This is a genomic window from Kribbella jiaozuonensis (assembly GCF_005233875.1).
GTDB classification, from domain to species: Bacteria; Actinomycetota; Actinomycetes; order Propionibacteriales; family Kribbellaceae; genus Kribbella; species Kribbella jiaozuonensis.
The window spans coordinates 1,714,614-1,738,741 of record NZ_SZPZ01000001.1 but is presented as its reverse complement, the minus strand read 5'-3'; the positions used below and the strand labels follow the sequence as shown (position 1 = coordinate 1,738,741).

The window sequence follows — 24,128 nt, the reverse complement described above, 5'->3', positions numbered from 1 at the left end:
CCGCCGGCGCACACCTGCAAAGGGGATGGAATTGATGGAAAGAACACTGACCCGCCGCGGACTGCTCGCCGCCGGAGCGGCGGTGTCCGGCGCCGGACTGCTCGGCGCCTGCAACTCCGGTGGGAGCTCGAGCCAGACCAGCGGCGGCAAGCTCCAGGTCACCGTCTGGCTGGGCGCCGAGGAACTGACGGCGATGCAGCAGCTCGTCAAGAAGTTCGAGGGCGCCAACCCCTCGATAAAGGTCGAACTCGTCAACATCGTCAACGGTGGGCCGTACGGCTCGACCAAGCTCCAGCAGATGATCGCGGGCGGCGCGGCCCCGGACGTGATGATGCTGAACTCCGGGCAGTTCGAATCGTTCGCGGCACGCAAAGCCCTGCTCCCGTTGGACGATCTCGTCTCCCAGGACAAGGTCGACCTGTCGGCGTACTGGCCGCAGGCGGTCACCGGCTGCAAGCTGGACGACAAGCTCTACGGGATGCCGAAGGACCTCAGCAACGTCATCGTCTTCCTCAACAAGACCCTGTTCACCAAGGCGAACGTCCCGCTGCCGGCCGCCGACTGGGGCTGGGACGAGTACCGCGCCACCGCAAAGGAACTGACCGCCAAACTGAACACCGGCTCGAAGGTCACCAAGTGGGGCACGATCCTGGTCAACGCCGACTGGAACTGGTCACCCTTCGTCTGGACCAACGGCGGCGAGGTCTACGAAGGCAAGGACTGCAAGCTCGGCGACCCGAAAGCCGTCGAGGCGCTGGACTACTACTTCGGGCTCCGGGTGAAGGACAACGCCGCGCCGACCCCGGGCGCGCTCGCGTCGTTCGGCACGCAGAACGCCGAGAACGCGGCCTTCCTGGGCGGTGCAATCGGGTTCGGCATCTTCGGACCGTGGCTACGGCCGGGCCTGATTGCGACGAAGGGCATGGACTGGACCGTCCGACCGGTGCCGCGTGGCCCGCAGGGGCAGGCTCCGATCATCCCGGTCTTCACCGACATGTGGGGCATCTCGGCCACGACGAAGCACCGCGACGATGCGTGGACGCTGGTGAAGTGGATGTCGGGCAAGGAGGGCCTGCAGAGCTGGCTGGACATCTACGGCGGCCGGTCCATCACGCCGATGAAGAACCTCGCGTTGAGCGAGCAGTGGCTCGGGTACGGCGGGGCCGCGCACCGCGCCGACAATCAGCTGATCCTCGACCAGCTCACCGAGACGAACCGCAAACCCGCGGTGGGTTTCGCGAACGGCGCCGAGGCGCAAACCCTGTGGAACAACGAGTTCAAGGTCGCGATCGTGGGTCAGGAGACGACCCAGCAGGCGGTCGACAAGGTCTGCTCAGGCCTGACGACGATCCTCGGGCGGCAGCGATGAGCCATCGTCCGACCCGAGCGACGCAACGGGTGCGCCTCGGTCGTACAGACGTCGAGGTGACCCGACTCGGTCTCGGCACGGCTCCACTCGGGGGTTGGCCGGAGGTGACCGACCCAGCCGTCGCCGACGCCACAATCCAGGCTGCGTGGGACGCGGGGATCCGGTTCTTCGACACCGCACCTCTCTACGGACACGGTCTCTCGGAGACCTGGCTGGGGCAGAAACTGTCGAAGCTCCCGCGCGAGGAGTTCACGGTCGCCACCAAGGTCGGCCGCCTGCTGCGCGAGGTCGAGCCGGAAGAACCATCGCTGTTCCACGGCACCCCGCCGGTCAACCCGGTCTACGACTTCAGCTACGACGGCACGATCCGGTCGTACGACGAAAGCCTGGGTCGGCTGGGCCTGGACAGCGTCGACGTCGCCCACATCCACGATCCTGACGATCACTACGACGACGCCCTCGAGGGTTCGCGCCGGGCTCTGCTGGACCTCAAGACAGCCGGCGGGATCCGGGCGATCAGCGCCGGCATGAACCAGGCCGAGATGCTCACCCGGTTCGCGCGCACGGGCGACTTCGACTGCTTCCTGCTCGCCGGCCGGTACACGCTGCTGGAGCAGGGTGCGCTCGACAACCTGCTGCCGGAATGCCTCGACCGGGGGATCTCGGTGATCACCGGCGGCGTCTTCAACAGCGGCGTACTCATCGATCCCGACCGGCAGGCGTACTACAACTACGCCGACGCCGCGCCGGAGATCGTCGAACGCGCCCGGCGGATCGGTGCGGTCTGCGCGCGCCACGACGTCCCCGTCAAGGCCGCCGCCCTGCAGTTCCCTCTCGGTCATCCCGCGGTCGCGTCCGTCCTCACCGGTGCCCGGACACCGGCCGAAGTCGAGGAGAACGTGGCTCTGTTCGACCTGCCCATTCCAGCGGCGCTCTGGCTCGACCTGAAGGCAGAGCACCTACTTCGCGACGACGCGCCCGTACCTGAGGAGATCTGAATGAGCTTGAACGTGGCAACGACCCACCCGCTGCACGCCCTGCAGGCCGGCCATCTGCTCCGCCCGGTCCGCGCAGTCTCGCGCCGGTCGAGCTCGTGGGACCGGACCGGCGGCAACCACGACTGGTTCTCGGTCGGCGCCGGCGAGACCGTCACGCTGATGGAGCACGACGGCCCGGGCTGCGTCACCCACTTCTACGCGGCGATGATCATGCCGCGGATCACCGACTACCGCGACGCGATCATCCGCTGCTACTGGGAGGGATCGAGCGTTCCGTCGGTCGAGGTCCCGCTCGGCGACTTCTTCGGACTCTCACACGCACGGATCCGCGAGTTCTCCAGCCAGATGATGGCGGTCAACCCCGGCTACGGCCCCTCGCACGGTCTCAACTGCTACTTCCCGATGCCGTTCTCCGAGCACGCGCTGATCACTCTCGAGAACCGCGGTACCGAAACCCTCGGCGGCCCGCACGGCGCACTGTGGTTCCACGTCGACTACGACGTGTACGCCGAGCCGGTGCCGGACGACACGCTGCACTTCCACGCACAGTTCCGGCAGGAGCTGACCACCGAGGCCATCGGTGACACCCCGAACCAGACTCTCCACGACGCGGTCAACCTCACCGGTGCCGACAACTACGTCGCGCTCGAGGCCGAGGGCCGCGGTCACATGGTCGGCCTGCACCTGCAGGTGAACAACAAGGGTGGCGGCTGGTACGGCGAGGGCGACGACATGGTGTTCCTCGACGGCGCCACCTGGCCGCCGAACATCCATGGCACCGGCACGGAGGAGATCTTCGGCGGTGGAGCATGCCCGAACGTCGAGTACTCCTCGGCGTACACCGGTTTCCACATGATCGAGTCGCCCGACTTCGCCGGGTTGACCGGCATGTACCGCTGGTACGTGCACGACCCGATCCGCTTTGAGCGCAGCATCCGGTGGACCCTCGAGCACGGCCACGCCAACAACTTCGCCAACGGCTATGCGTCCGTGGCGTACTGGTACCAGGACCCGGTCGCGACGCGTCAGCCGTCGCTGCCGTCACGGACGGATCTCCTGCCACCGCTCGACGACCGCTACGAAGACCTGTACGAGCGGATGATCCAGACCGCCCGACGCGCTCGCGAGAACGGCGATCCGCTGGCGCTGTTGCGCTTCGACGAACTCGGCTCCGCGTTCTACCGCGGCGAATGGGACAAGACCGAACGCCTGCTGGGGGACTTCGCGTGACGACGGACAGGCGTCCGCTGCGGGAGGTGCTCGCGGATCCGACCACTCGGCTGACGGCGACATTCCTCTTGATCCCGCGCCTGGAAATGGTGGAACTGCTGGCCGACGCGGGGTTCGACGCCGTCCTGGTCGACCTGGAGCACGGACCAATTTCGGTCGACGATCTGCCGGGCATGGTTGCGGCCGGGCACGGCGCCGGCGCTTATGTCCTGGCCAGGTTGGGTGAGCGGACTCCCGCCACCATCGGCAGAGTGCTCGACTGCGGAGTCGACGGAGTGGTCCTGCCGCATGTCGAGAGCGCCGCCGACGCCCACGACGCGGTCGACGCCGCACGGTTCCCACCGGACGGGTCCCGCAGCCTCAACCCCTACGTCCGCGCCGCGGGCTACGACGGCACCGAGTCGTTCCTGACCACGGCGAACGCCGGTGTCGCCGTACTCGTCATGGTTGAAGGAAAGGACGGACTTGCCGCCCTCGACGACATCGCCGCGGTCGCCGGTGTCGATGCAGTCTTCGTCGGGCCGGTGGACCTCTCGACGTCGCTCGGCCTCCCCGGCCAGCCCGAGCATCCGCTGGTGCTCGAGAAGGTCCAGGACTTGATGGACCGCCTCGCCCGCACCGGCATCGGGACCGGCATCTACTGCCCCACGCCTCACGCCGCCGCCCGCTGGCAACGGGCCGGCGCCCGGCTGGCCGCACTGTCGGCCGACATCGCGATGGCCGGTGCCGGCTTTCGCCGCACTGTGGAAGAGCTTCACGACCTGAACACGGAGGGCCGATCACGATGAAGATCGTCGAGGTGGAGTCGTTTGTCCTGCACGCACCGATCCCACGGCGGGTGACCGACGCATTCAACCAGGCAGACAAATGGGGGCTTCCGGGCGTCCGGATCCGGACCGACGAAGGACTGGAAGGAACCGGCTACACGAGCACACTCACCCACGGCGACTTCGCCATCAAGGACATCCTCGACCGCATCTACGCCCCACTGCTGCTCGGTGAGGATCCGCTCGACACCCAACGACACTGGGACCGGCTCTACTGGTCCGACGCGCACTGGGTCGGCCGGCTCGGCATCACGCACATGGCGTTGGCAGCGGTCGACATCGCCCTGTGGGACCTCAAGGCCAAGCACTGCGGACTGCCGCTGTGGCGACTGGCCGGCGGTCACAAGCAAGGACAGGTGCGTTCGTACAACACCGACGGCGGCTGGCTGAACTTCGAGGTCCCACGACTCATCGACGAGATGTCGAGGATCGTCGACCAGGGATGGTCCGGCGTCAAGATGAAGATCGGCAAGGACGATCCGCGCGAGGACCTGCGCCGCGTCGCCGCCGTGCGCGACGCACTCGGCCCGGACATCGACCTGATGATCGATGTCAACCAGCGCTGGAACCGGACGCGGGCGGTGGCCTGGGCCGAACGGTTCGCCGAGTTCGACATCGGCTGGCTCGAAGAGCCGATCGACCCCGACGATGTCGAGGGACACGCCCGGATCGCGGATGCCACCAGCATCCCGATCGCGGTCGGCGAACACGTCTACACCCGGACCGCGTTCCGTGACCTGATCGTGCGCGGGAACATCGGCGTGGTGCAGGTGGACGCCACCCGGGTCGGCGGCATCACCGAGTGGCTCGCCGTCGCCGAGCTCGCGAACTCCTACCACGTCCCCGTCATTCCACATCACGCCGACATGATGAGGGTCCACCAGCACCTCGGCGTCGCTCATCCCGGATCCCCGATGATCGAATGCATTCCCTGGCTGCAGGAGCTCTTCCACGAGCCCGCCGACATCCGGGCCGGCGTGTTCCACGTGTCGGAGACGCCGGGCGCGTCGACCACGTTCACCGACGACGCGTTCGCGCAGTACCGGGTGGCGTGACATGGACACCAGGACCGTGGCCGAACTGGGACGCGAGATCTACCTGGCCGAGCAGAACGCAATACCGTTCGAGCCGCTGAGCGCGCGGCATCCGGATCTGGACCCGTCGTCGGCGTACGCCGTACAGGAGGAGTACGTACGGCTGCGTACCCAACGCGGAGCCCGGCTCGTCGGCCGGAAGATCGGCTGCACCAGCAAGGCGATCCAGGACCTGTTCGGGATCGACACCCCCGACTACGGCCATCTGTTCGACGACATGGTCGTGCCCGTCGGCGGCACGATCGTCAGCTCGCAACTGATCGCGCCGATGGTGGAGCCCGAGATCACGTTCGTGCTCGGTCAGGACCTCCGTGGACCGAACGTCACGGCCGACGACGTGCTGAACGCGACCGTCAGCGTTCTGCCCTCGCTGGAAATCATCGACAGCAGGGTTCACGACTGGCGGATCGTGTTCGCGGACACCGTCGCCGACAACGGCAGCAGCTCCCGATGCGTCTTCGGACCGGAAACGAAGTACGAGGCCGGGCTCGATCTGGTCGGCGAGCGGGTTCGGTTGCTCCGCGACGGCAACGAGTTCGACACCGGCAGCGGCGCCGACGTACTCGGGCATCCGGCAGCTGCGGTTGCGTGGCTGGCCAACGCCATCGCCGAGTACGGCGGAGCGCTCAGGGCAGGCGACTACGTGATGTCCGGCTCCATGACCCGCGCCGCTCCGGTGCGGCCCGGCGAGACCTACGTCGCCGAGTTCGACACGTTGGGCAGCGTCTCCTGCCTCTTCAGCTGAAAGGATTGGTATGTCGAGCGTTCTCACGCACGAGCGGATGGAGCAGACCATCCGTACCTACTTCGATGCCTGCAACGAGGCTGACGCCGCGAAGATCCAGGCCTGCTTCGTCGATGACGGCGTCCACTACTTCCCGCCCGGCATGTACGGCGGACCGTTCGTCGGCGCCGAAGCGATCGCCACGGCCTGGGTCAAGGCGGTCGAGACGGTCGGCTCGGTCTGGACCGTCGACCAGGTCATCACCGATCCCGCGTCGGCGCGAGCCGTCATCGAGTGGACTCATTTCAAGACCTACCACCACAAGATGCTGCGCGGTGACGAGTGGTACATCTTCGACCACGAAAGTGGCCTGATCCGCGAGATCCGCGCGTACTACGCCTCGCCGCAGGACAGTGATCTCGAACAGCTCGAGCTCGGCGGCTTCGACTACGCCGAGCGCGGCTACCCGCTGAAGTCGCCGATCACGCGGGAACAACCGGCATGACCCAACGCGGCTGGCAACAGTCGCGCGGCTGGGGCTGGGTGTGGGGCGCCGACGACGAGATCGGCGCCCTCAACACCATCGATGCCTCGTCGCGCCTCGCCGCCTTGCAGTCGATCAAGACAGGTGCGGCGTACGACCTCGGCGTCCTCGTCGATCGGACGTCGTTCCTTGCCAGTCCGCACGTCGGAACCGAGGTCGTTGCGTTCCGTACGCCACAAGGGCTCACGGCCGACGCCAGCACGGAGCTCGGCGCTCCGGGCGTCAGCTTCAACACCTCCCTCGTTGTCGTCTCGGACCACGCAGGGACGCAGATCGACGGGCTGTGCCACGCCACGCTCGGCCCCGACGAGCACTGGTACAACGGCGCAACCGCCGAGGCGCACGGTCGAGACTTCGGGCCGGACAGGTCGGCAGCACACACGTTCCCGCCGATCATCGCGCCCGGCGTGCTGATCGATGTGGCCGCGGGAGTCGACGAACTTTCCCCGCACTACCCGATCACTCCGACCGACCTGCAGGACGCTTTGCGCCGGCAGGAGACCGAGATACGTCCCGGAGATGTCGTCCTGATCCGCACCGGTGCGCTGCGGCACTGGGGCGAAGTGGGCGCGAACCACACCGCGCTCACCGGACCGGACACCGCCGGTCTCACGCTTGAGAGCGCACGATGGCTCGTCGAGGACTGCGGCGCGATGCTCATCGGCAGTGACACGTCCACAGTCGAGGTGATGCCGCCCGTCGACGGCGACAACCAGTCACCGGTGCACTCGTACCTGCTGGTCGAGCAGGGCGTACCGATGGGCGAACTGCATTACCTGGAAGAGCTTGCGGCCAGCCGGACCTACCGGTTCTGCTACATCGCTCTGGTGCCCAAACTCCGCGGCATCACGGCCGGCTTCGCCCTCCGCCCAGTAGCACTGGCATAAGACCGCCAGCGACGACCGGGTGTCACCGTGGTGATCTCTCGGCGATTAGCGCCAGCTGTCGCCGGGAGTGCGTACGTAGTGCTGCCAGACGTACCGCCACGGGGTTACCGCGAGGATGACGATGACAACTGCGCAGTTGATCGTGACCTCCTGGGTGGCTGCGTCCATGGTGCCCGCGGCTGCTTTGGGGAGCGCCACGACGGCGAGCCAGATGATCTTCCAGATCGACTCGAACAGCAGGATGGGTAGCAGCCGGACGGGGTAGCGCAATCCGAGGAATGCCAGGAGCGACATGGCGGTGAGGATGCAGGCGACGACTCCCTCGAACAGCGGCCAGGAGTCGCTGTGGCTGATGACGGCCGGCCACTTGACGACGGCGAGACCGATGCCCATGAGGAGGTATCCGGCTCGCATGAGGTGCAGGCGGTAGAGCGGCAGGTCGGCCGGGCTCGTGTGCGCCGAAGGTGCGGTGATCGTCGCCATCGGGAGATCCTTTCCGGACTGTAGATTGCGTCGGTTGATCAGCGTCAGTGCGACTGGTGCGGCTGTGGTTGTTCGGCCGGGCTGAGCGGTTTGGCGGATCGAGTCAGGATGCGTATCCGGAGTCGGTGCAGCTGAGGCATGACGCCGTAGATCACAATCGGCACCGCGAACCGGCGTCAACCACCACAACCTTGCGGCGGGCCCGGGACAGGACCAGGGCGGCGGACAGGCCGGCGGCCCCTCCGCCGATGACAACTACGTCGTACTCACTCATGGGATCAGACTGGGTCCGCGAGGATCTCTCGCCAAGGATCGTTGCTGTTTGTGGGAATTCGCAGTGAGATGAGGCTTGTGGACCACACCTCAGGCGCCATCGCTGCCGTACTCGAGCAGGTCGGGCCGCGGCTGCAGCGGATTCGTGCCCTGCGCGGCATCACGCTGGCCGGTCTGGCGACCACGACCGGCATCTCCAAGAGCACGCTCTCGCGACTTGAGACCGGACACCGGCGACCGACCTTGGAGCTGCTGCTCGCTCTGTCGCAGGCCTACCGGGTGCCGCTGGACGACCTGGTCGACGCACCCGAGGTCGGTGACCCGCGAATCCGCCTCAAACCAGGCAAGGTCAAGGGCCGGACGGTCATCCCACTCACCCGGCAACCCGACGGCATGCAGGTGTGGAAGATCGTCATCCCGACCGGCAAGACCACCCCGGAGCCTCGAGCCCACGACGGCCACGAGTGGATCTACGTCCTGTCAGGGCACCTACGTCTCGTCCTCGGCGAACAAGACTGGGTACTCGGGCCAGGCGAGATCGCCGAGTTCGATACCCACCTGCCGCACTGGTTCGGCAGCACTGGACACGAACCGTCAGAGATCCTCAGCATCTTCGCCAGACCCGGCGAACGAATGAACCTCCGAACACCTCCAACCCCTCAGCCCTGACCCAACCGCTCGCTGTCGCAGCGGTGCCAGCTGGTGTTGGTCAGGCGGGTGAGGGGACCGACAGCAGGGTGGAGAGCCAGGTGAGGCGTTCAGGGAGGGGCCAGTAGTAGACCCAGGTGCCGCGGCGTTCGCAGTCGACGAGGCCGGCTTCGCGGAGGACCTTCAGGTGGTGGGAGATTGTCGGGCCGCTGACGTCGAAGTTCGGGGTGATGTCGCAGACGCAGACCTCGTCGCCGGCTGAGGCGATGATCGACATCAGGCGGAGCCGGATCGGGTCGGACAGTGCCTTGAACACCGCGGCGCCGTCCGCGGCCTGGGCCGGGTCGAGGGCGGCCTCGGAGATCGGCGTACAGCACGTGTTCAGCACGGTCAGTTCCTGTTTCGGCATGTGTCTATGTTGACTCTTGTCTAATCAGGAGGCAAGCTTCGTGATTAGACAAGTATCTAGACAGCACGGAGGACGATCGTGACAGAGCCGGTGGTAGTCATCGGAGCGGGCCCGGTGGGACTGGCCGCGGCGGCGCATCTCGCCGAACGCGGAGTCGAGTTCTTGGTGCTCGAATCGGGGCCGAGTGTTGCGGCCGCGATCGACGAGTGGCGGCACGTGAAGCTGTTCAGCCCGTGGCGTTACGACATCGACAGCGCCGCGCGTCGGTTGCTCGAGGCATCGGACTGGCTCGAGCCCGACTTGGACGAACTGCCGACCGGCGGCGACCTGATCGACGACTACCTCGCGCCGCTCGCCAAGACGCTGGCCGACAACGTTCGGTACGGCGCTGAAGTCGTCGCCGTGACCCGGGTCGGGTACGACCGGATCCGCACGGCCGGACGGGAGACGTCACCGTTCCTGCTGCGTCTCGCGGACGGCGACGAGGTACTGGCATCCGCCGTGATCGACGCAGCCGGCACCTGGCGGCGTCCCAACGTCCTTGGTGCATCGGGCATCCCGGCACGCGGCGAGGGCGACGTGGCCGACGCGATCTCACACGCGCTGCCGGACGTGTTCGGGCGCGACCGTGAGCGCTTCGCGGGTCGTCGTACGGCGGTCGTCGGCGCCGGTCACTCCGCTGCGACCACGTTGCTCGAGCTGGGCGAGCTGGTCGACCACGAGCCGGGTACCGAAGTCGTGTGGGTCGTCCGCGGCACCGACCAGGCACGCACGTACGGCGGCGGCGACGGGGACGAGCTCCCCGCGCGGGGCGCGCTCGGCACACGGCTCAAGCGGCTGGTCCAGTCGGGGCGCGTCGAGCTGGTCAGCAGCTTCCGCACCGAGTCGATGGCACGCACGGCCGACGGCCGGGTGGCGCTCACGGCCGGAGACCAGCAGGTGGTGGCCGACACGGTGGTGAACTCGACCGGCTTCCGCCCCGACCACGACATGGTCGGAGAGCTGCGGCTGGACCTCGACCCGATCCTCGGCTCGACGCGTGCGCTGGCGCCGTTGATCGACCCGAACCAGCACTCCTGCGGGACCGTCCCGCCACACGGCGTCGACGAACTCCAGCACCCCGAGCCCGGGTACTACGCGGTCGGCGCGAAGTCGTACGGGCGGGCGCCGACGTTCCTGCTGGCCACCGGCTACGAGCAGGCGCGTTCGGTCGTCGCCGCGCTGGCCGGCGACTGGGAAGCTGCACGTGACGTCCAGCTGAACCTGCCGGAGACCGGCGTGTGCTCGTCGAACCTCGCGTACGGCGACTCCGCCGACGAGTCCGCAGGCGGCTGCTGCGGACCGGCACCGGTCAGCGTCGAGGCACCCGTGAGCCGCGGGCTGGCCACCGGCATCACCGGCGGTCTGCTGACGGTCATCGACGCCGAGCCGACCACGCAGTCCGGCTGCTGCAACTGATGACAGCGACTCCGGGGCCGGCTGTCACGGCCGGCCCCGGACCGCGCCGGCTCGTCGGCTCGCTCGCCATCACGCAGACCGTCGGGTACGGCGTTCTGTACTACGCCTTCAGCGTGATCCTCGGCCCGATGAGCACCGACCTCGGGATCTCGCACACCACGGCCGCGGGTGCCCTCACCACCGCCGTCCTGGTCGCGGGTCTGTTGTCGATCCCGGTCGGGCGCTGGCTCGACGCCCGTGGCGGGCACGCCCTGATGACTGCCGGGTCGATGGTCGGATCCATCGCGGTGCTCGGATGGTCGCAGGTCCACAACGCGGTAGAGCTGTACGTCGCATTCGTCTTCGTCGGTGTGGCGTCGGCGATGGTGCTGTACGAGCCGGCGTTCGCTGTCGTCGTGGCAGCCACGGACCCGCAGTGGCGGGCCAAGGCGCTGCTGGGCATCACACTCGTCGCCGGATTCGCCAGCTCGATCTTCATCCCGCTCACCGGGCAGTTGGTCGACCGGATCGACTGGCGGCCGGCGCTCGTCGTACTCGCCATCGCGCTGGCAGCACTCACCATCCCCCTCCACGCGATCGGGCTGCGCCGCACGGCCGCCGCCCCGCATCACGAACTACACCTCCGCCGCTCGACCTGGGTACCGCGCGATCCCGCCTTCTGGTTGCTCGCAGCAACCTTCGTACTCCACGGCGCCGCGCTGGCCGTGATCGCCGTACATCTGGTCCAGTATCTGATCACCCTCGGCCATCCCGCCGTCGTCGCGGCCACGCTCGCCGGCCTACTCGGCCTGCTGTCGGTGACCGGCCGCGTCGTCACCACGCTCTCGACCCGATGGTTGCCGATGGCCACGATCGTCGGACTCATCCTGGTCGGGCAAGGCGCGGCGATGTCCCTCCTGCCTGTTGTCGGACGGTACCTGCTCGGCGCGATCGCCTGCCTCGTCCTGTTCGGCCTCGGCTTCGGGGTCGCCTCGATCGCAACCCCGGCGATCCTCCTCCAGCGGTACGGCGCCACCGGCTACGGCACGATCGCGGGCACGCTGGCCGCGCCGATCCTGATCGCAAAGGCCACCGCACCACTCGGCGGTGCGCTGCTTGCCGCCGCACTGGGCTACCGGACGCTCGTCCTGCTGGTCGCCGCGGCGTGCGCACTCGCAGGTCTACTGCTCCTCGCGGTACAGCGGATTCCCGTCATCCGACGCTGACCGGCTATCGGGCTGCCAGCCAGCCTTGCGCGGCAAGCTGGGTCGCGTCCCACGGGCTTCCGAGAGGCGGGGTGTAGGACAGGTCGAGATCGAGGAGCTGCTCGACCGACAGTCCGTTCTGCAGCGCGACGGCGTACGTGTCGACGCGCTTCGCGATCTCAGCGCCGTGCGTGCCGACCAGCTGAGCGCCGAGGAGCCGGCCGGTGTCGCGGTCACCCGTCAGCCGGATCTGGATCGGAGTCGCGCCGGGGTAATAGCGCTTGTGGTCGTCCGCGGTCGTCTGCACCGTCAGCGGCGAGTATCCGGCCGCCTCGACCTCCCGCAGACCGGTCGCGGCTACGACACGATCAAAAACGCGCACGACCTGCGTGCCGACGATCCCGGCGAACTCCTTCTGCCCACCCGCCGCGTTCTCGCCGGCCACCCGGCCCTGCTTGTGCGCGGTGGTTCCCAGCGGCAAGTACGTCGGCTCGTCGAGCAGGGCATGGTGGGTATGGACGCAGTCGCCCGCAGCCCAGACATCAGGGACGTTCGTACGCATCTGCCGATCGACGACGATCGCGCCGCGCTTGTCGACCCGCACACCGGTCGTGGCGGCGAGTGCGCTGTTCGGGGCGACTCCGCTGACGACGAGGACCGCATCGGCGGCCCACTTGGCCTCGGCGGCGACGACGGTCAGGTTGCCGGCGTCGCGCCGTACCTCGGTCACCGTAGTACCGCAGTGCACCTCGACGCCGTGGGACTCGAGCTCGGCGCTGATCTCGTCGGCCAACTGCTGGTCGAGGGTCCGAGGAAGGACACCGTCGAACCGCTCCAGAACGGTGGCGCCGATACCGCGGTTGGTCAGCGCCTCGGCCATCTCGATACCGATATAGCCCGCGCCGATAATCACCACCCGTCGCGCGTCGCGCGCACGTAGGTCGTCGTCGAGCGCGCGGGCTTCGTCCATGGTGTGAAGCAGATGTACGCCGTCGGCCGGGCCGAGAGCGTCGAGACCAGCGATCGGCGGAAGCAGCGGCACCGCGCCGGTGCCGATCACGAGCCGGTCGTACTCGAGCTCGACCTCGCTGTCCGGTGTCACCGCCGTGACGGTCTTGCGAGCGGGATCGATCGCGGTCGCTGTGTGGTCGATGCGCAGATCGATGCCGGTCGCAACGATCTCGGCCGTCGTACGGTGGGCAAGGTCCGGCCAGTCGGCGACCTCGCCGGACAGCCGGTACGGGATGCCGCAGATGGAGAAGTTCGGGTACGCGTCCGCGACCAGCATCGTGACCGTGCTGGCCGGGTCGCACTCGCGCGCCCGCAGTGCAGCACTGATTCCAGCGTCCGAACCGCCTATCACCAGAATCCGCATCGTCTCCAGCTCCTGTTGTCCGTCACGGGGCCTGTAACTCACCCACAAGCTTCTCCACCCGGTCGCGGATCTCGTCGCGGACCTGGCGTACGACCTCGATCGGCTGCCCGGCCGGATCGGTGAGCTCCCAGTCCTCGTACCGCTTGCCAGGGAACACCGGGCACGCGTCGCCGCAGCCCATCGTGACGATGACGTCGCTCGTCTGGGCGGTGTCGTACTCCAGCAACTGCGGGACGTTGCCGGTGATATCGATCCCGACCTCGTTCATCGCCTCGACGGCCGTCGGGTTGATCTGATCCCGCGGGGCCGACCCTGCCGAGCGGACCTCCACGCTGTCCCCGGCCAAGTGGCGCAGCCAGCCCGCCGCCATCTGGGACCGGCCGGCATTGTGCACACAGACGAACAGCACGACGGGCTTGCTCACGAAGCGACTCCAGAGTCGGTGGTGTCGGCATGCGGTACGACGACATCCGCCGCGCTGCCGAGTTTGGGATAGAGAACGACCACGAGGCCGACGCCGACGATCGCCCCGAACAGCTGGAAGAAGACGAACCCGAGCACAGATGACGGCGCGATGCCCGCGAAGGTATCGCTGAACGCGCGGCCGATAGTGACGGCGGGGTTGGCGAAGGACGTCGACGAGGTGAACCAGTACGCGGCACCGATGTAGGCGCCGACCGCGGCAGGTGCGATCGCTGCCCGGCCCGACCACACCAGCGAGAAGATCAACAGGATCAGCCCGGCGGTGGCGACCGTCTCACCGATCCACAGATGCGGAGCTGATCGATCCGTTGTCGACCACGAGACCGCGGATTCGCCGTACATCAGGTTGGCCAGAATGGCCCCAGCGATCGCGCCCACAACCTGCGCCGGAATGTACGTCGCGAGCTCGCGGAGGCTCAGGCCGCTGCCGTCGCGCTGCCCGAGCCACCAATCGGCGGCGGACACGACGGGGTTGAAGTGCGCGCCCGAGACCGGCCCGAGCATCAGGATCAGCACAGCCAGCCCGAGCGCGGTCGCGAACGAATTCTCGAGCAACTGCAGTCCGACATCGTCCGGCGACAGCTTCGCCGCCGCGATACCGGACCCGACGACGACGGTGACCAACAGACCGGTTCCGATGCCCTCGGCAACTGCACGACGCCACAACGGAGTCGCGCTCACCGGCCGCTCACAGCAGGTACGGCGAGCTCGCCGAGCAACTCACGGACCCGGCGCTCGATCTCGTCACGGATCGGGCGGATGTCGGCCACCTCCAGACCATTGGGATCGGCGAGATCCCAGTTCTCGTAACGCTTTCCAGGAAAGATCGGGCACGCGTCACCGCAGCCCATCGTGACTACCACATCGGCCGCACGCACGACCTCGTCGGTCCACGGCTTCGGGTACTCCGTCGAGATGTCGATGCCGCGCTCGGCCATCGCGGCGATCGCAGCTGGATTGACCTCGATGCCCGGCTCCGAACCGCCCGACCATCCGACCGCCTGGTCACCAGCCAGGTGCTCGAAGAACCCCAACGCCATCTGGCTGCGTCCGGCGTTGTGTACGCACAGGAACAGCACCACCGGACGGCCGTCGTCCTGATGCCCCTCGACCTTCGCGAGTGCCGTCAGCCGCTGGCGCGCGAACCGCTCGGCCAGCAAGGGTAGGAAGTTCGGGATCGTGCTGCCGGTCGCGAACTGGTCGTAGCTCGAGTGCAGGAAGCGCTCGATTGTCTCGGCTCCGTAGTACGCGTCGAACTGCACCTTCAGCCGGGCCGCTGCCGTTCGCAGTGCGAGGTGCTGATCGATCGACAGATCCTCGCGGTGATGCCACACAACGTCGGTCATGACTGCGTCCCCTTTGGTGAAACCAGTGGAGCCAGGCGATCGATCCGGCCGGCGATCTCGTCGTACGCCGCTTCGAAGGCCGCGTCCGTGTTCGTCGGCGCGGGATCAGGCACCGACCAATGCACCCGCGGTCGCGCCTCGGCCGGCAGATGCTCATACGCGATGTCGCACACCGCGATCACCAAATCCTTCGGTTTCACAACGTCGACAACTTGAGCAGTCCGCCACTTGCCCGGATCCAGCCCGCGCCGCCGCGCCACCTTCGCCGCCCGCGGATGCACACGCTCGGCAGGCGTCGTCCCCGCCGAGACCGCCGGCACATGACTACGCCGCGCCCAGATCGCCGCCGCCAGCTGCGACCGCGCCGAGTTGTGCGTACACACGAACACCACCCGCGGCACATCCGACAACGACGAACTCACCACCGACGCCAACCGCTCCGGCACCAGCCGCACATACGTCCGCCGATGATCCCCCTCCGACCGCCCGCGGACCACGAGCCCGGCCTCTTCCAACACCTTCAAGTGATGCGCCACCAGATTGGTCGGCATCTCCAGCAACGCCCCCAACTCCCCCGGCGCCGCATCCCCCACCACCAACGCATCCACAATCGCCAACCGCGCAGGATCACCGAGCGCCGCATGCACCCGCGCCCGCTCAACCAAGGAATCTCGCTCAACGCTCATTGCCTCAATATTCGCTGAGCTAATCCGAACTGTCAACACGCAGGGCCCCAACCCTCACCGTGGTCTGGCCGAGCTAGGCGCGTTCCAGCGGAAGGGAGACGTAGATCGCCGTGCCGTGTCCGGGCGGGCTGATGACGAGGATCGATCCGCCGAGAGCTTCCACTCTGTCGTGCAGACCGATCAGGCCGGAGCCTCCGCGTGGCTCCGCTCCGCCGGCGCCGTCGTCCCGGATGGACAACCGCAGCCTGCCGTCGCGCTCCTCCAGCGAGACCTCGGCGTGAGCTGCGTTGGCGTGCTTGGCCATATTGGTCAGTGCCTCGGCCACCACGTAGTACGCCGCCACCTCCAGCGGCGCCGGGTAGCGCGACTTGGCACCGATCTTCAGGGCGACCGGGACGGACGAGCGCCGGGTCAGAGTTCGCAGGGCCGGGCCGAGGCCGTTGTCGACCAGGATCGCGGGGTGGATCCCTCGGGCGATCTCGCGCAGCTCGTCGACGACCTCGGTGAGTTCCTCGACGGCCTGGCCGATGCCGGACTGCACGCCAGGCAAGGAGTCGGGTACGTCGCGCTGGGCGACGCGCAGTACGAGCGCCAGCGACACGAGTCGTTGCTGTGCGCCGTCATGCAGATTCCGCTCGAGCCGCCGCCGCATCTCGTCTCCGGCGGCGACTACACGTGCCCGCGACGCGGCGAGCTGTGCCCGGCTCTCCGCGTTCGCGATCGCGGTGGCAACGATCTCGGTGAACTCGACCATCCGCTGCTCGGTGGCCGGCGGGAAAGGCTCATGCTGCGACGCGATGCTGATGCCGCCCCAGCACCGCCCCTCGACGTTGATCGGACTGGCCACCGCCGACCGGACTCCCCAGCCGCGAAGGAACGGCGGCAGCTGCGGACGCAGCCCGTCATCAACGTCGTACCGAGCGGGTTCGCCGGTCGCCTGAACGGACGCGATCGCCGACGGCGACTCGAGCATCCGGCGCTCGCCGACGCCCATCTCGCCCGCGCGCAGGCCGCGGCTGCCCATCATGGTCGCTGTTCCGTCGCTCTCGAACCGGAAGATCCCGGTGATGTCGGCGTCGGTGAGCTGACCCAGCTCCTCGGCCACCAGATCGAACACCAGCTCGGGTTCGCCCCCGCGTGCGACCAGTGTCGCCACCCGCCGCAGCGCGGCCTGCTCGTCGGCCAGTCGCCTGAGTTCGGCCCGGGCTTCGGCGTTCTCCACAGCGGTGGCAACCAACTCGGTGAAGCGCGCGATCTGGGACTCCGTGTTCGCTGCGAAGGGCTCGATGCTTCTCGTCGAGGCGGCAATGACGCCCCACACCTGTCCGGCGACCAGGATCGGGCCGCCCACCGACGAACGGATACCCAGCCCGCGGGCCTCCTCGGCGATCTCCCCGGTCGCACCCACGAAACTGTCCAGCCGGACCGGACCGCTCGTACGCCGTACCTCCCGCGCCACACTGAGTCCGAGCAGCTCGAAGCGCGTACCGACCGAGAGCCGAGCCGGCACCCTGCTCCAGGCGGCGACTCCGGTCACTGTCCCATCGGCCTCGTACCGCTCCATCCGGGCCAGGTCGGCCCCGCACAGGAGCCCGACTTCCCGGGTCACCGCCTCGAAGACCGTCGCCGGCGAATCCGATTCCGCGACCAGCGTCGCGACCCGCCGCAACGCCGACTGCTCCTCGGTGAGGCGGGCCGACTCGACCGCCGCGCGTCGCGACCGCGCCGCCAGCTCGGCCACCACGAACGACGTCACCAGGAACACCCCGAGCGCCACCAGGTTCCGGAAGTCGGCGATCCAGAGCGACCCCTGGCGCGGCAGCAAGAACGCGAACGCGACCACGCTGAGGACCGAGGTGATCGCCGCCAGCCGCGCTCCCCACACCACGGCGATCGGCAGCACCGCGAGCAGATACACGACCAGCAGATTCAAGACCGGGACATACGGCTTGAGCAGCGCGACGAAGCCGGTCACGACTGCGACCAGCGCCACACCGGCCAGCAGCCCGCGCAGCCAGCGGACGCTCGGCAGTGCCAGCCGGCTCCGTGCCATCACATCGCTTCCCTCGCACACCGACGGCCGCTTGCTCGCCGCAGGCGCCCGCGGCGGACCGCCGAACCTCTCCTGATTGTGCCACCCGCTAGCAGGTACGCAGGCTTCCTCCTGGCGAGAACAGTGGATGCCGGTTGGCGGCGATGCCCGGCACCCGCCCGGCGAACGATCCTGGTCACCGTGGACAACGGACTGAAACTTGGCGCTGACGTCATCGACTACGTGCTGATCTTCGGCTACTTCGCGGTCGTGGTGCTGATCGGCTGGGCCGCCCGCCGCCGGGTCTTCGACAGCCTCGACTTCTTCTTGTCGGGCCGGTCGCTGGCCGCGTGGCTGACCGGGCTGGCGTTCATCTCGGCCAACCTCGGCGCCGTCGAGATCATCGGCATGTCCGCGAACGGCGCGGAGTACGGCCTGCCTACCGTGCACTACTACTGGATCGGCGCCGTCCCGGCGATGCTGTTCCTCGGCGTGGTGATGATGCCGTTCTACTACGGGTCGAAGGTGCGCAGCGTCCCCGAGTTCATGCTCCGGCGCTTCGGGCCGGGCGCTCACCTGGTCAATGCGATCAGCTTCGCACTGGCGCAGATCCTCATTGCCGGCATCAACCTGTACCTGCTGGCCACCGTGGTCAACACGCTGCTCGGGTGGCCGCTCTGGGTCGCGCTGCTGCTCGCCGCCGCGATCGTACTCAGTTACATCACCCTCGGCGGGCTGCGGGCGGCGATCTACAACGAGGTCCTGCAGTTCTTCGTCATCGTCGCCGCACTGTTGCCGCTCACGCTGATCGGGCTGCACCGCGTCGGCGGTATCGGCGGGTTGATCGACAAGGTCAAGGTCGCCGCCGGCGGTGGCGCGGAGCAGCTCAGCTCCTGGCCCGGCAACCAGTTGTCGGGGTTCGGCAACTCGGTCCTGTCGGTGATCGGCATCGTCTTCGGTCTCGGCTTCGTGCTGTCCTTCGGCTATTGGACGACGAACTTCGTCGAGGTCCAGCGGGCGATGGCGACCCGATCGATGTCGGCGGCCCGCAGTACGCCGATCCTCGCCTCGTTCCCGAAGATGTTCCTGCCGTTCATCGTGGTGATTCCCGGGATGATCGCCGGCGTCCTCGTGCCGCAGATCGTCCAGCTCAAGGCGGGCGGCGCCCCCAGCGGGGTCACCTACAACGACTCGATCCTGCTGCTGATGGGCGACATCCTGCCGAACGGGCTGCTCGGCGTCGCACTGGCCGGCCTGCTCGCGTCGTTCATGGCAGGCATGGCGGCCAACATCTCCGCCTTCAACACCGTCTTCAGTTACGACCTGTGGCAGCAGTACATCCGCAAGGACCGGCCCGACGGGTACTACTTGAAGGTCGGCCGGTGGGCGACCGTCGGCGCCACCGTCTTGGCCATCGGTACGGCGGCCATCGCATCGGGCTACGGCAACCTGATGAACTACCTGCAGACCCTGTTCGGGTTCTTCAACGCCCCGCTGTTCGCGACCTTCATCATCGGCATGTTCTGGAAGCGGATGACCGCGACCGCGGGCTGGGTAGGGCTGGTCGCCGGAACGGTGGGCGCTGTCGCTGTCTGGGCGGTCAACCTGGCGGGCGTGATCAACCTGCCCGGCCAGGGCGCGGCTTTCGTCGCCGCCGGGGTGGCGTTCGTCGTCGATGTCGCCGTCAGTGTCGTGGTCAGCCTGGCGACGGCTCCCAAGCCCGCGGCGGCGCTGGCCGGACTCGTCTACTCGGAGACGCCCAAGGAGCAGCGCACCGACCCGATGGCGGGCCGGCTGACCTGGTACCGCTCGCCGACCAAGCTCGCCGGACTCGCGCTGGTGCTCGTGGTCGCGCTCAACGTGATCTTCCGCTGAGCATCGTCATCAACCGAAGGAGACGGAGATGAGCAACGAACAGCACGACGGCAGCGGCCCGGAGGCCGACGTACGGCATCGGGCCGGGCCTTTCGACATCCGCAACGTGATCGGCGCGCTGATCGGGTTCTACGGCATCGTGCTGATCATCGTGGGCCTCGTCGCGGACTCCGCCCAGGATCGCCTGAAGACAGGCGGCGTGAACGCCAACTTGTGGGCCGGTCTCGCCATGACGGTCTTCGCGGTCTGTCTTCTGCTGTGGTCGCGCTACCGTCCGGTGGTCGTCGAATGAACAAGGACACGATGAGGCATCCCTATCGGCCGGCGACCGGATGAGCGCCACCCGCGAGGCCCCTGGTACGACGGGCCATCCGCTGCGCTGGCGGACGTTGGGGGTGAGCCAGCTCGCCGCGTTCATGGCATTGCTCGACGTCAGCATCGTCAACGTCGCGCTGCCGTCCATCGAGCGAGGGCTCGGTGTTTCGGCCGCGACGGCGCAGTGGGTGGTGTCCGGCTACGCCCTGAGCTTCGGGCTGGCGCTGGTACCGGCCGGCCGACTCGGCGACGCGTTGGGCCGGCGCCGGATGTTCCTGATCGCGCTGGCGGCGTTCGTACTGACCAGTGCCCTGACCGGCGCGGCACCGACCATCGGACTGTTGATCGCGGCACGGCTGCTACAAGGTGTCGCCGGCGGGATGCTCCTGCCGCAGAACTCAGGCCTGATCCAGGAGCTCTTCCAGGGAGCTGAACGCGGACGGGCCTTCGGCATCCTCGGTGCGACCGTTGGAGTGGCCACGGCGACCGGACCGGTGGTCGGCGGCCTGATCATCACGTTGATCGCCGGGCCGGATGCCTGGCGGTGGGTGTTCTACGTGAACGTACCGATCGGCCTGGTCGCTCTGGTACTCGCGGCGCGGTGGGTTCCGGCACGTTCGGGAGGTGGCCGCGGTAGGACACACCTGGACCTGATCGGGTCGCTGCTGCTGGGAGCCGGAGTACTGTGCCTGCTGCTCCCGGCGGTAGATGCCGAGAGCAACGGTCTGGGCCACGACTGGTGGCTCCTGGTCGCGGCCGTCGGTCTGCTCGCCGCCTTCGCCCGCTGGGAGCTGCAAACCGTACGTCGCGGACGTCAGCCGGTGCTCGACCCGAGGCTGGCGCACACGTCCGGGTTCGCTGCCGGATCGCTGATCGGCCTGGTCTACTTCATCGGGTTCACCGGCATCTGGCTCGTGCTGGCGCTGTTCTTCCAGGACGGGTTCGGTTACTCGCCGCTGCGTTCCGGGCTGGCGGTGACCCCGTTCGCGATCGGGATCGCGGTGTCCGCGGCGATCGCGGGGCGTCTGGTCTCGAGATTCGGTCGTGTGCTGACGGTGGCCGGGCTGATTGCGACGGTTGCCGGTCTCGTGTCCACCGCTTTGGTCCTGCGGCACGTCGGTGGCGACACTGCGGCGTGGGCGGCCGCCGGCCCGTTGCTGGTGGCAGGGCTCGGCGGCGGCATGGTCACGTCCCCCAACGTCACGCTCTCCCTTCAGCACGTTCCCGTCGACATGGCCGGCGCGGCAGGTGGTGCCCTGCAGACCGCTCAGCGGATCGGCTCGGCGATCGGCACCGCCGTACTGGCGACGATCTTCTATCGGGTGCTCATGAGCTCGGCGCACAACTACTCGCGAGCGGCTTCGGATGCGCTGTTGAGCGCGTCCGCACTCATGGTCCTGACCTTGTTGATAGCCGCCGTGGACCTGTTCAGGCACGCTTCTTCCGCACATGCAGGACGATAGCGACGGCTGCCACGGCGATCAGAGCCAGCGGTACGTAGGTGATGACGCGGTCCAGTTTCGACAGCGAGGCAGAGAAGGCGTAGCCGAGCAGGACACAACCAGCGCCCCAGACCACGGCGCCGGCCAGGTTCCACGGCAGGAAAGTGCGCAGGTAGGACATCCGGGCCATGCCGGCCAGGCCCGGCATCAGGGCCCGCAGGCCGGCGGTGAACCGGCCGAGCAGGACCGCGCGTCCGCCGTACCGGCGAAGGAAGGCATCGGCACGGCTCCATCGATCGCCTCCGACCCGGCGGCCCAACGCAGACGAGCGCAGCCTCGGTCCGAGACGGCGACCGACCTCATAGCCCACGCTGTCGCCGAGGGCGGCCGACCCGATGGCCACCGCCACCATCGGCCACAGGGAGATCCAGCCCTGATGGGCGGCGAACCCGGCTACCACCAAGGCGGTCTCCCCGGGCAGGACCAGCCCGGCCATGATCGCGGCCTCCGCGCAGGCAAGGCCGCCTGCGATGACGTAGAACCACGCCCCGAGCTGCGCACCGAGTTGCTGCAGGAATCCGAGCACTCTGACCCTAGTGAGGATCTCCGCCGGTCAGGAACCGGCTGGGATCGCCTGCGGCGCTGGCGTTCCGGCTCAACCAGGCGTTGAGCCCATGGGGATCGCGGCGTTCGAGCTCGTCCAGGTAATGCTGTCGGGCTTCGACGATGCGCAGCCGGGCGGCCGCCGTGGTCGCCTGCCGGAGGGCCTCGTAGCTGTCCTGCCAGTGCCTGCACAGCTCGGCCGTCGTCAGCGCACCGCTGCGGCGTCTACCGGGCAGGTGCCCGAGCCTACGTCCGAACCACCGCATCGCAGGTGGCGACGCTGCACCGAGTATGACCAGCAAGAACGGTCCCGCAGGCCCCAGCAGGACGGCATATCCCGCAGACGCCAGCATGACCGCGATCACCGTGGCCACGGTGCCAACTGCCTTCCACGCCTTGGCGGCACGCGTCGTGTCTCTCGCCTTGGACCAGCGACTGCTCGCTACGGTCGCTCCGATCATGGCGCCGATGAACAGAAGTACGAACAACACATCAGTCGACACCAGGAACAGTCCCGCCATCAGGCCCAGTACGACGATCAAGCCGCACAAGACACTCCACACGAGCGGATACACCTGACGGCGGTGGGTACGGCGTCTCATCTCGATACCTCTCGGGACGTCGGGACTACACCCTCGAAGCATCGCTCCCGACAGGCGGTGTTGTCGTCGACGTGAGCACCCAGCCGATAGGCCCGCTAACAGGAGTACCGCCCTGCCTGCTAGCCGGAACCGCCGAGCGGGGTTGCCGGCCGGTCCTAGTAGTCGGCTTGGCGCTCGGTCGAGAGCAGCGGCCGCACCGACGTACGGATGACGATGTGGGTGCCGAGGAGTTGGCGTTCGCGACCGGATCCTGGAGCGGGGCGCTCCATGGCGAGGCGGACGGCGGCCTTGCCCATCTCCTCGTGCGGCATGTAGACGGTCGTGAGCGGCGGCCACAGCTCCTGCGCGACCGGGATGTTGTCGTAGCCGACCAGCGAGACGTCGTCGGGCACGCCGAGGCCCTTCTCACGCAGCGCGGCAAGAGCCCCGGACGCCATGACATCGTTGTGCGCGAAGATCGCGGTGAACTCCAGCCCCTGGTCGAGCGCCTGCTGACACCCTTGGAACCCGCCACTTCGATCGGCACTGCACGCGATCCGCAACGACGGATCGACGACCACGCCGAAGTCCTCGTGTGCCCGCAGGTATCCCTCAACTCGCCCGATCGTCGTCGTGGATCGTTCCGGACCGGTCAACGTCAGGATCCGGCGGTGTCCCATCGACAGCAGATGGCTCGTCGCGGCGTATGCCCCGCCACGGTTGTCGTACTCGACCACGAGAGCGGGCACGCCGGCCGCGAGCGGTGGCCGACCGCAGAGCACGAGCTGGGACCCACGCGCGTGCAACGCCCTCGCATGGGCGGCCATCCGGTGCTCGTACTCCTCGGTGACTTCGACGCCGCCGACCAAGATGACCGCCTCGACATCGTCCTGCTCCTCGAGCCAGGCGAACACCGCCTCTTCGCGCTGCAGCTCACCGCCGGTGATGTACACGGAGCTGAGCCGTCCGTAGTCGCCTGCGGCCTCGGCGACACCGGCAGCGACATGGCTGCGCAGCGGCGACACGACGTCCGACACCACCATCGCGATGAGAGACGTGGCGGTACTGCGTTTCGCCGGCCTCGCCGGGACGACGTAGTGCAGCTCCTCCACCGCCTGCAGGACCTTGGCCCGGGTCGCTTCGGCGACCGGGTAGTCACTGGTCAGAGCCCGCGACGCGGTGGCGACCGAGACCTGGGCACGCCGGGCCACGTCACGCAGCGACGGCCCACTGCGGCGGGGCGTTCCCTCGATCTCGGTCAT

26 protein-coding genes are annotated in these 24,128 nt (G+C 68.0%); 14 read left to right on the top strand and 12 right to left on the bottom strand.

Features of this window, described 5'->3' with window-relative positions; translation table 11 throughout:
• Positions 1 to 34 precede the first annotated feature (34 nt).
• From FDA38_RS08460 to FDA38_RS08425, 8 genes are read left to right on the top strand one after another with little or no spacing between them, the layout of a single operon-like run.
• Positions 35 to 1,369, top strand: coding sequence for an ABC transporter substrate-binding protein (locus FDA38_RS08460; RefSeq protein WP_170989628.1), 1,335 nt, complete (start codon positions 35 to 37; stop codon positions 1,367 to 1,369).
• The gene (locus FDA38_RS08455; protein ID WP_137253465.1) at positions 1,366 to 2,367 is read left to right on the top strand and encodes an aldo/keto reductase; all 1,002 of its coding nucleotides are present in this window, start codon (positions 1,366 to 1,368) and stop codon (positions 2,365 to 2,367) included. Before FDA38_RS08460 ends, FDA38_RS08455 begins: the two co-directional genes overlap by 4 nt.
• The gene (locus FDA38_RS08450) at positions 2,368 to 3,597 is read left to right on the top strand and encodes a glycoside hydrolase family 172 protein (protein WP_137253464.1); all 1,230 of its coding nucleotides are present in this window, start codon (positions 2,368 to 2,370) and stop codon (positions 3,595 to 3,597) included.
• The gene (locus tag FDA38_RS08445) at positions 3,594 to 4,385 is read left to right on the top strand and encodes an HpcH/HpaI aldolase family protein (RefSeq protein ID WP_170989627.1); all 792 of its coding nucleotides are present in this window, start codon (positions 3,594 to 3,596) and stop codon (positions 4,383 to 4,385) included. Before FDA38_RS08450 ends, FDA38_RS08445 begins: the two co-directional genes overlap by 4 nt.
• Complete coding sequence (locus FDA38_RS08440; RefSeq protein WP_137253462.1) at positions 4,382 to 5,479, top strand: mandelate racemase/muconate lactonizing enzyme family protein; 1,098 nt, start codon at positions 4,382 to 4,384, stop codon at positions 5,477 to 5,479. The genes FDA38_RS08445 and FDA38_RS08440 overlap by 4 nt, the downstream gene beginning before the upstream one ends.
• Before the next feature lies 1 nt (position 5,480).
• Complete coding sequence (locus tag FDA38_RS08435; RefSeq protein ID WP_137253461.1) at positions 5,481 to 6,263, top strand: 2-keto-4-pentenoate hydratase; 783 nt, start codon at positions 5,481 to 5,483, stop codon at positions 6,261 to 6,263.
• Positions 6,264 to 6,273: 10 nt separating this feature from the next.
• Positions 6,274 to 6,747: a nuclear transport factor 2 family protein gene (locus tag FDA38_RS08430; protein ID WP_137253460.1), complete on the top strand. Its 474-nt coding sequence runs from the start codon at positions 6,274 to 6,276 to the stop codon at positions 6,745 to 6,747.
• A complete protein-coding gene (locus tag FDA38_RS08425; protein ID WP_137253459.1) occupies positions 6,744 to 7,673 on the top strand; it encodes a cyclase family protein in 930 nt (309 codons plus the stop codon). Before FDA38_RS08430 ends, FDA38_RS08425 begins: the two co-directional genes overlap by 4 nt.
• A gap of 45 nt (positions 7,674 to 7,718) precedes the next feature.
• Here FDA38_RS08425 and FDA38_RS08420 read toward each other — a convergent pair whose 3' ends face one another.
• Complete coding sequence (locus tag FDA38_RS08420) at positions 7,719 to 8,156, bottom strand: hypothetical protein (protein ID WP_137253458.1); 438 nt, start codon at positions 8,154 to 8,156, stop codon at positions 7,719 to 7,721.
• 151 nt (positions 8,157 to 8,307) lie between these two features.
• Complete coding sequence (locus FDA38_RS08415) at positions 8,308 to 8,430, bottom strand: FAD-dependent oxidoreductase (protein ID WP_325053054.1); 123 nt, start codon at positions 8,428 to 8,430, stop codon at positions 8,308 to 8,310.
• 68 nt (positions 8,431 to 8,498) lie between these two features.
• Between FDA38_RS08415 and FDA38_RS08410 the strand changes: the two genes are divergently transcribed.
• Complete coding sequence (locus tag FDA38_RS08410) at positions 8,499 to 9,098, top strand: helix-turn-helix domain-containing protein (RefSeq protein WP_137253457.1); 600 nt, start codon at positions 8,499 to 8,501, stop codon at positions 9,096 to 9,098.
• Between the two features lie 40 nt (positions 9,099 to 9,138).
• Here the strand turns inward: FDA38_RS08410 and FDA38_RS08405 are convergent, their stop codons facing one another.
• A complete protein-coding gene (locus FDA38_RS08405; protein WP_137253456.1) occupies positions 9,139 to 9,486 on the bottom strand; it encodes an ArsR/SmtB family transcription factor in 348 nt (115 codons plus the stop codon).
• A 78-nt stretch (positions 9,487 to 9,564) separates the two neighbouring features.
• Between FDA38_RS08405 and FDA38_RS08400 the strand changes: the two genes are divergently transcribed.
• Positions 9,565 to 10,944, top strand: a complete 1,380-nt coding sequence (locus tag FDA38_RS08400; RefSeq protein WP_233714593.1) for an FAD-dependent oxidoreductase — start codon at positions 9,565 to 9,567, stop codon at positions 10,942 to 10,944.
• A complete protein-coding gene (locus FDA38_RS08395) occupies positions 10,944 to 12,149 on the top strand; it encodes an MFS transporter (RefSeq protein WP_137253454.1) in 1,206 nt (401 codons plus the stop codon). Before FDA38_RS08400 ends, FDA38_RS08395 begins: the two co-directional genes overlap by 1 nt.
• A gap of 4 nt (positions 12,150 to 12,153) precedes the next feature.
• Here the strand turns inward: FDA38_RS08395 and FDA38_RS08390 are convergent, their stop codons facing one another.
• The 6 genes from FDA38_RS08390 to FDA38_RS08365 all read right to left on the bottom strand — a co-directional run bounded on the left by FDA38_RS08390 (position 12,154) and on the right by FDA38_RS08365 (position 18,071).
• Positions 12,154 to 13,503, bottom strand: a complete 1,350-nt coding sequence (locus FDA38_RS08390; RefSeq protein WP_137253453.1) for an FAD-dependent oxidoreductase — start codon at positions 13,501 to 13,503, stop codon at positions 12,154 to 12,156.
• A 22-nt stretch (positions 13,504 to 13,525) separates the two neighbouring features.
• Positions 13,526 to 13,927: an arsenate reductase ArsC gene (locus FDA38_RS08385; RefSeq protein ID WP_137253452.1), complete on the bottom strand. Its 402-nt coding sequence runs from the start codon at positions 13,925 to 13,927 to the stop codon at positions 13,526 to 13,528.
• A complete protein-coding gene (locus tag FDA38_RS08380) occupies positions 13,924 to 14,667 on the bottom strand; it encodes an aquaporin (RefSeq protein WP_137253451.1) in 744 nt (247 codons plus the stop codon). The genes FDA38_RS08385 and FDA38_RS08380 overlap by 4 nt, the downstream gene beginning before the upstream one ends.
• Complete coding sequence (locus tag FDA38_RS08375; protein ID WP_137253450.1) at positions 14,664 to 15,332, bottom strand: arsenate reductase ArsC; 669 nt, start codon at positions 15,330 to 15,332, stop codon at positions 14,664 to 14,666. The genes FDA38_RS08380 and FDA38_RS08375 overlap by 4 nt, the downstream gene beginning before the upstream one ends.
• A complete protein-coding gene (locus FDA38_RS08370; protein ID WP_137253449.1) occupies positions 15,329 to 16,018 on the bottom strand; it encodes an arsenate reductase/protein-tyrosine-phosphatase family protein in 690 nt (229 codons plus the stop codon). The genes FDA38_RS08375 and FDA38_RS08370 overlap by 4 nt, the downstream gene beginning before the upstream one ends.
• A 73-nt stretch (positions 16,019 to 16,091) precedes the next feature.
• Entirely contained in the window at positions 16,092 to 18,071 is a 1,980-nt protein-coding gene (locus tag FDA38_RS08365; protein WP_137253448.1) for a GAF domain-containing protein, read from the bottom strand.
• Positions 18,072 to 18,251: 180 nt separating this feature from the next.
• Here FDA38_RS08365 and FDA38_RS08360 point away from each other — a divergent pair, with 180 nt between their 5' ends.
• The 3 genes from FDA38_RS08360 to FDA38_RS08350 are packed head-to-tail and all read left to right on the top strand — an operon-like array spanning position 18,252 to position 21,703.
• Positions 18,252 to 19,925 (top strand): sodium:solute symporter family protein, encoded by a 1,674-nt coding sequence (locus tag FDA38_RS08360; RefSeq protein WP_233714592.1) that lies wholly within the window; start codon positions 18,252 to 18,254, stop codon positions 19,923 to 19,925.
• A 28-nt stretch (positions 19,926 to 19,953) separates the two neighbouring features.
• Complete coding sequence (locus FDA38_RS08355) at positions 19,954 to 20,217, top strand: hypothetical protein (RefSeq protein WP_137253447.1); 264 nt, start codon at positions 19,954 to 19,956, stop codon at positions 20,215 to 20,217.
• 40 nt (positions 20,218 to 20,257) lie between these two features.
• On the top strand, positions 20,258 to 21,703 hold the full coding sequence (locus FDA38_RS08350) for an MFS transporter (protein ID WP_137253446.1): 1,446 nt from the start codon (positions 20,258 to 20,260) through the stop codon (positions 21,701 to 21,703).
• Here FDA38_RS08350 and FDA38_RS08345 read toward each other — a convergent pair.
• The 3 genes from FDA38_RS08345 to FDA38_RS08335 all read right to left on the bottom strand — a co-directional run bounded on the left by FDA38_RS08345 (position 21,669) and on the right by FDA38_RS08335 (position 24,128).
• Positions 21,669 to 22,268, bottom strand: a complete 600-nt coding sequence (locus tag FDA38_RS08345) for a DedA family protein (protein ID WP_137253445.1) — start codon at positions 22,266 to 22,268, stop codon at positions 21,669 to 21,671. The two genes, FDA38_RS08350 and FDA38_RS08345, sit on opposite strands and share 35 nt — an antisense overlap.
• A gap of 7 nt (positions 22,269 to 22,275) precedes the next feature.
• On the bottom strand, positions 22,276 to 22,887 hold the full coding sequence (locus FDA38_RS08340; RefSeq protein WP_137253444.1) for an adenosylcobinamide-GDP ribazoletransferase: 612 nt from the start codon (positions 22,885 to 22,887) through the stop codon (positions 22,276 to 22,278).
• Positions 22,888 to 23,042: 155 nt separating this feature from the next.
• Entirely contained in the window at positions 23,043 to 24,128 is a 1,086-nt protein-coding gene (locus tag FDA38_RS08335; protein ID WP_137253443.1) for a LacI family DNA-binding transcriptional regulator, read from the bottom strand.

What these genes read in the sequence shown, in the direction of transcription:
- FDA38_RS08460 (WP_170989628.1), top strand. Translation starts at nt 35, where the DNA reads ATGGAAAGAACACTGACCCGCCGCGGACTGCTCGCCGCCGGAGCGGCG.
- FDA38_RS08455 (WP_137253465.1), top strand. Translation starts at nt 1,366, where the DNA reads ATGAGCCATCGTCCGACCCGAGCGACGCAACGGGTGCGCCTCGGTCGT.
- FDA38_RS08450 (WP_137253464.1), top strand. Translation starts at nt 2,368, where the DNA reads ATGAGCTTGAACGTGGCAACGACCCACCCGCTGCACGCCCTGCAGGCC.
- FDA38_RS08440 (WP_137253462.1), top strand. Translation starts at nt 4,382, where the DNA reads ATGAAGATCGTCGAGGTGGAGTCGTTTGTCCTGCACGCACCGATCCCA.
- FDA38_RS08435 (WP_137253461.1), top strand. Translation starts at nt 5,481, where the DNA reads ATGGACACCAGGACCGTGGCCGAACTGGGACGCGAGATCTACCTGGCC.
- FDA38_RS08430 (WP_137253460.1), top strand. Translation starts at nt 6,274, where the DNA reads ATGTCGAGCGTTCTCACGCACGAGCGGATGGAGCAGACCATCCGTACC.
- FDA38_RS08425 (WP_137253459.1), top strand. Translation starts at nt 6,744, where the DNA reads ATGACCCAACGCGGCTGGCAACAGTCGCGCGGCTGGGGCTGGGTGTGG.
- FDA38_RS08420 (WP_137253458.1), bottom strand. Translation starts at nt 8,156, where the DNA reads ATGGCGACGATCACCGCACCTTCGGCGCACACGAGCCCGGCCGACCTG.
- FDA38_RS08415 (WP_325053054.1), bottom strand. Translation starts at nt 8,430, where the DNA reads ATGAGTGAGTACGACGTAGTTGTCATCGGCGGAGGGGCCGCCGGCCTG.
- FDA38_RS08410 (WP_137253457.1), top strand. Translation starts at nt 8,499, where the DNA reads ATGAGGCTTGTGGACCACACCTCAGGCGCCATCGCTGCCGTACTCGAG.
- FDA38_RS08405 (WP_137253456.1), bottom strand. Translation starts at nt 9,486, where the DNA reads ATGCCGAAACAGGAACTGACCGTGCTGAACACGTGCTGTACGCCGATC.
- FDA38_RS08395 (WP_137253454.1), top strand. Translation starts at nt 10,944, where the DNA reads ATGACAGCGACTCCGGGGCCGGCTGTCACGGCCGGCCCCGGACCGCGC.
- FDA38_RS08390 (WP_137253453.1), bottom strand. Translation starts at nt 13,503, where the DNA reads ATGCGGATTCTGGTGATAGGCGGTTCGGACGCTGGAATCAGTGCTGCA.
- FDA38_RS08375 (WP_137253450.1), bottom strand. Translation starts at nt 15,332, where the DNA reads ATGACCGACGTTGTGTGGCATCACCGCGAGGATCTGTCGATCGATCAG.
- FDA38_RS08370 (WP_137253449.1), bottom strand. Translation starts at nt 16,018, where the DNA reads ATGAGCGTTGAGCGAGATTCCTTGGTTGAGCGGGCGCGGGTGCATGCG.
- FDA38_RS08365 (WP_137253448.1), bottom strand. Translation starts at nt 18,071, where the DNA reads ATGGCACGGAGCCGGCTGGCACTGCCGAGCGTCCGCTGGCTGCGCGGG.
- FDA38_RS08355 (WP_137253447.1), top strand. Translation starts at nt 19,954, where the DNA reads ATGAGCAACGAACAGCACGACGGCAGCGGCCCGGAGGCCGACGTACGG.
- FDA38_RS08350 (WP_137253446.1), top strand. Translation starts at nt 20,258, where the DNA reads ATGAGCGCCACCCGCGAGGCCCCTGGTACGACGGGCCATCCGCTGCGC.
- FDA38_RS08340 (WP_137253444.1), bottom strand. Translation starts at nt 22,887, where the DNA reads ATGAGACGCCGTACCCACCGCCGTCAGGTGTATCCGCTCGTGTGGAGT.
- FDA38_RS08335 (WP_137253443.1), bottom strand. Translation starts at nt 24,128, where the DNA reads ATGACCGAGATCGAGGGAACGCCCCGCCGCAGTGGGCCGTCGCTGCGT.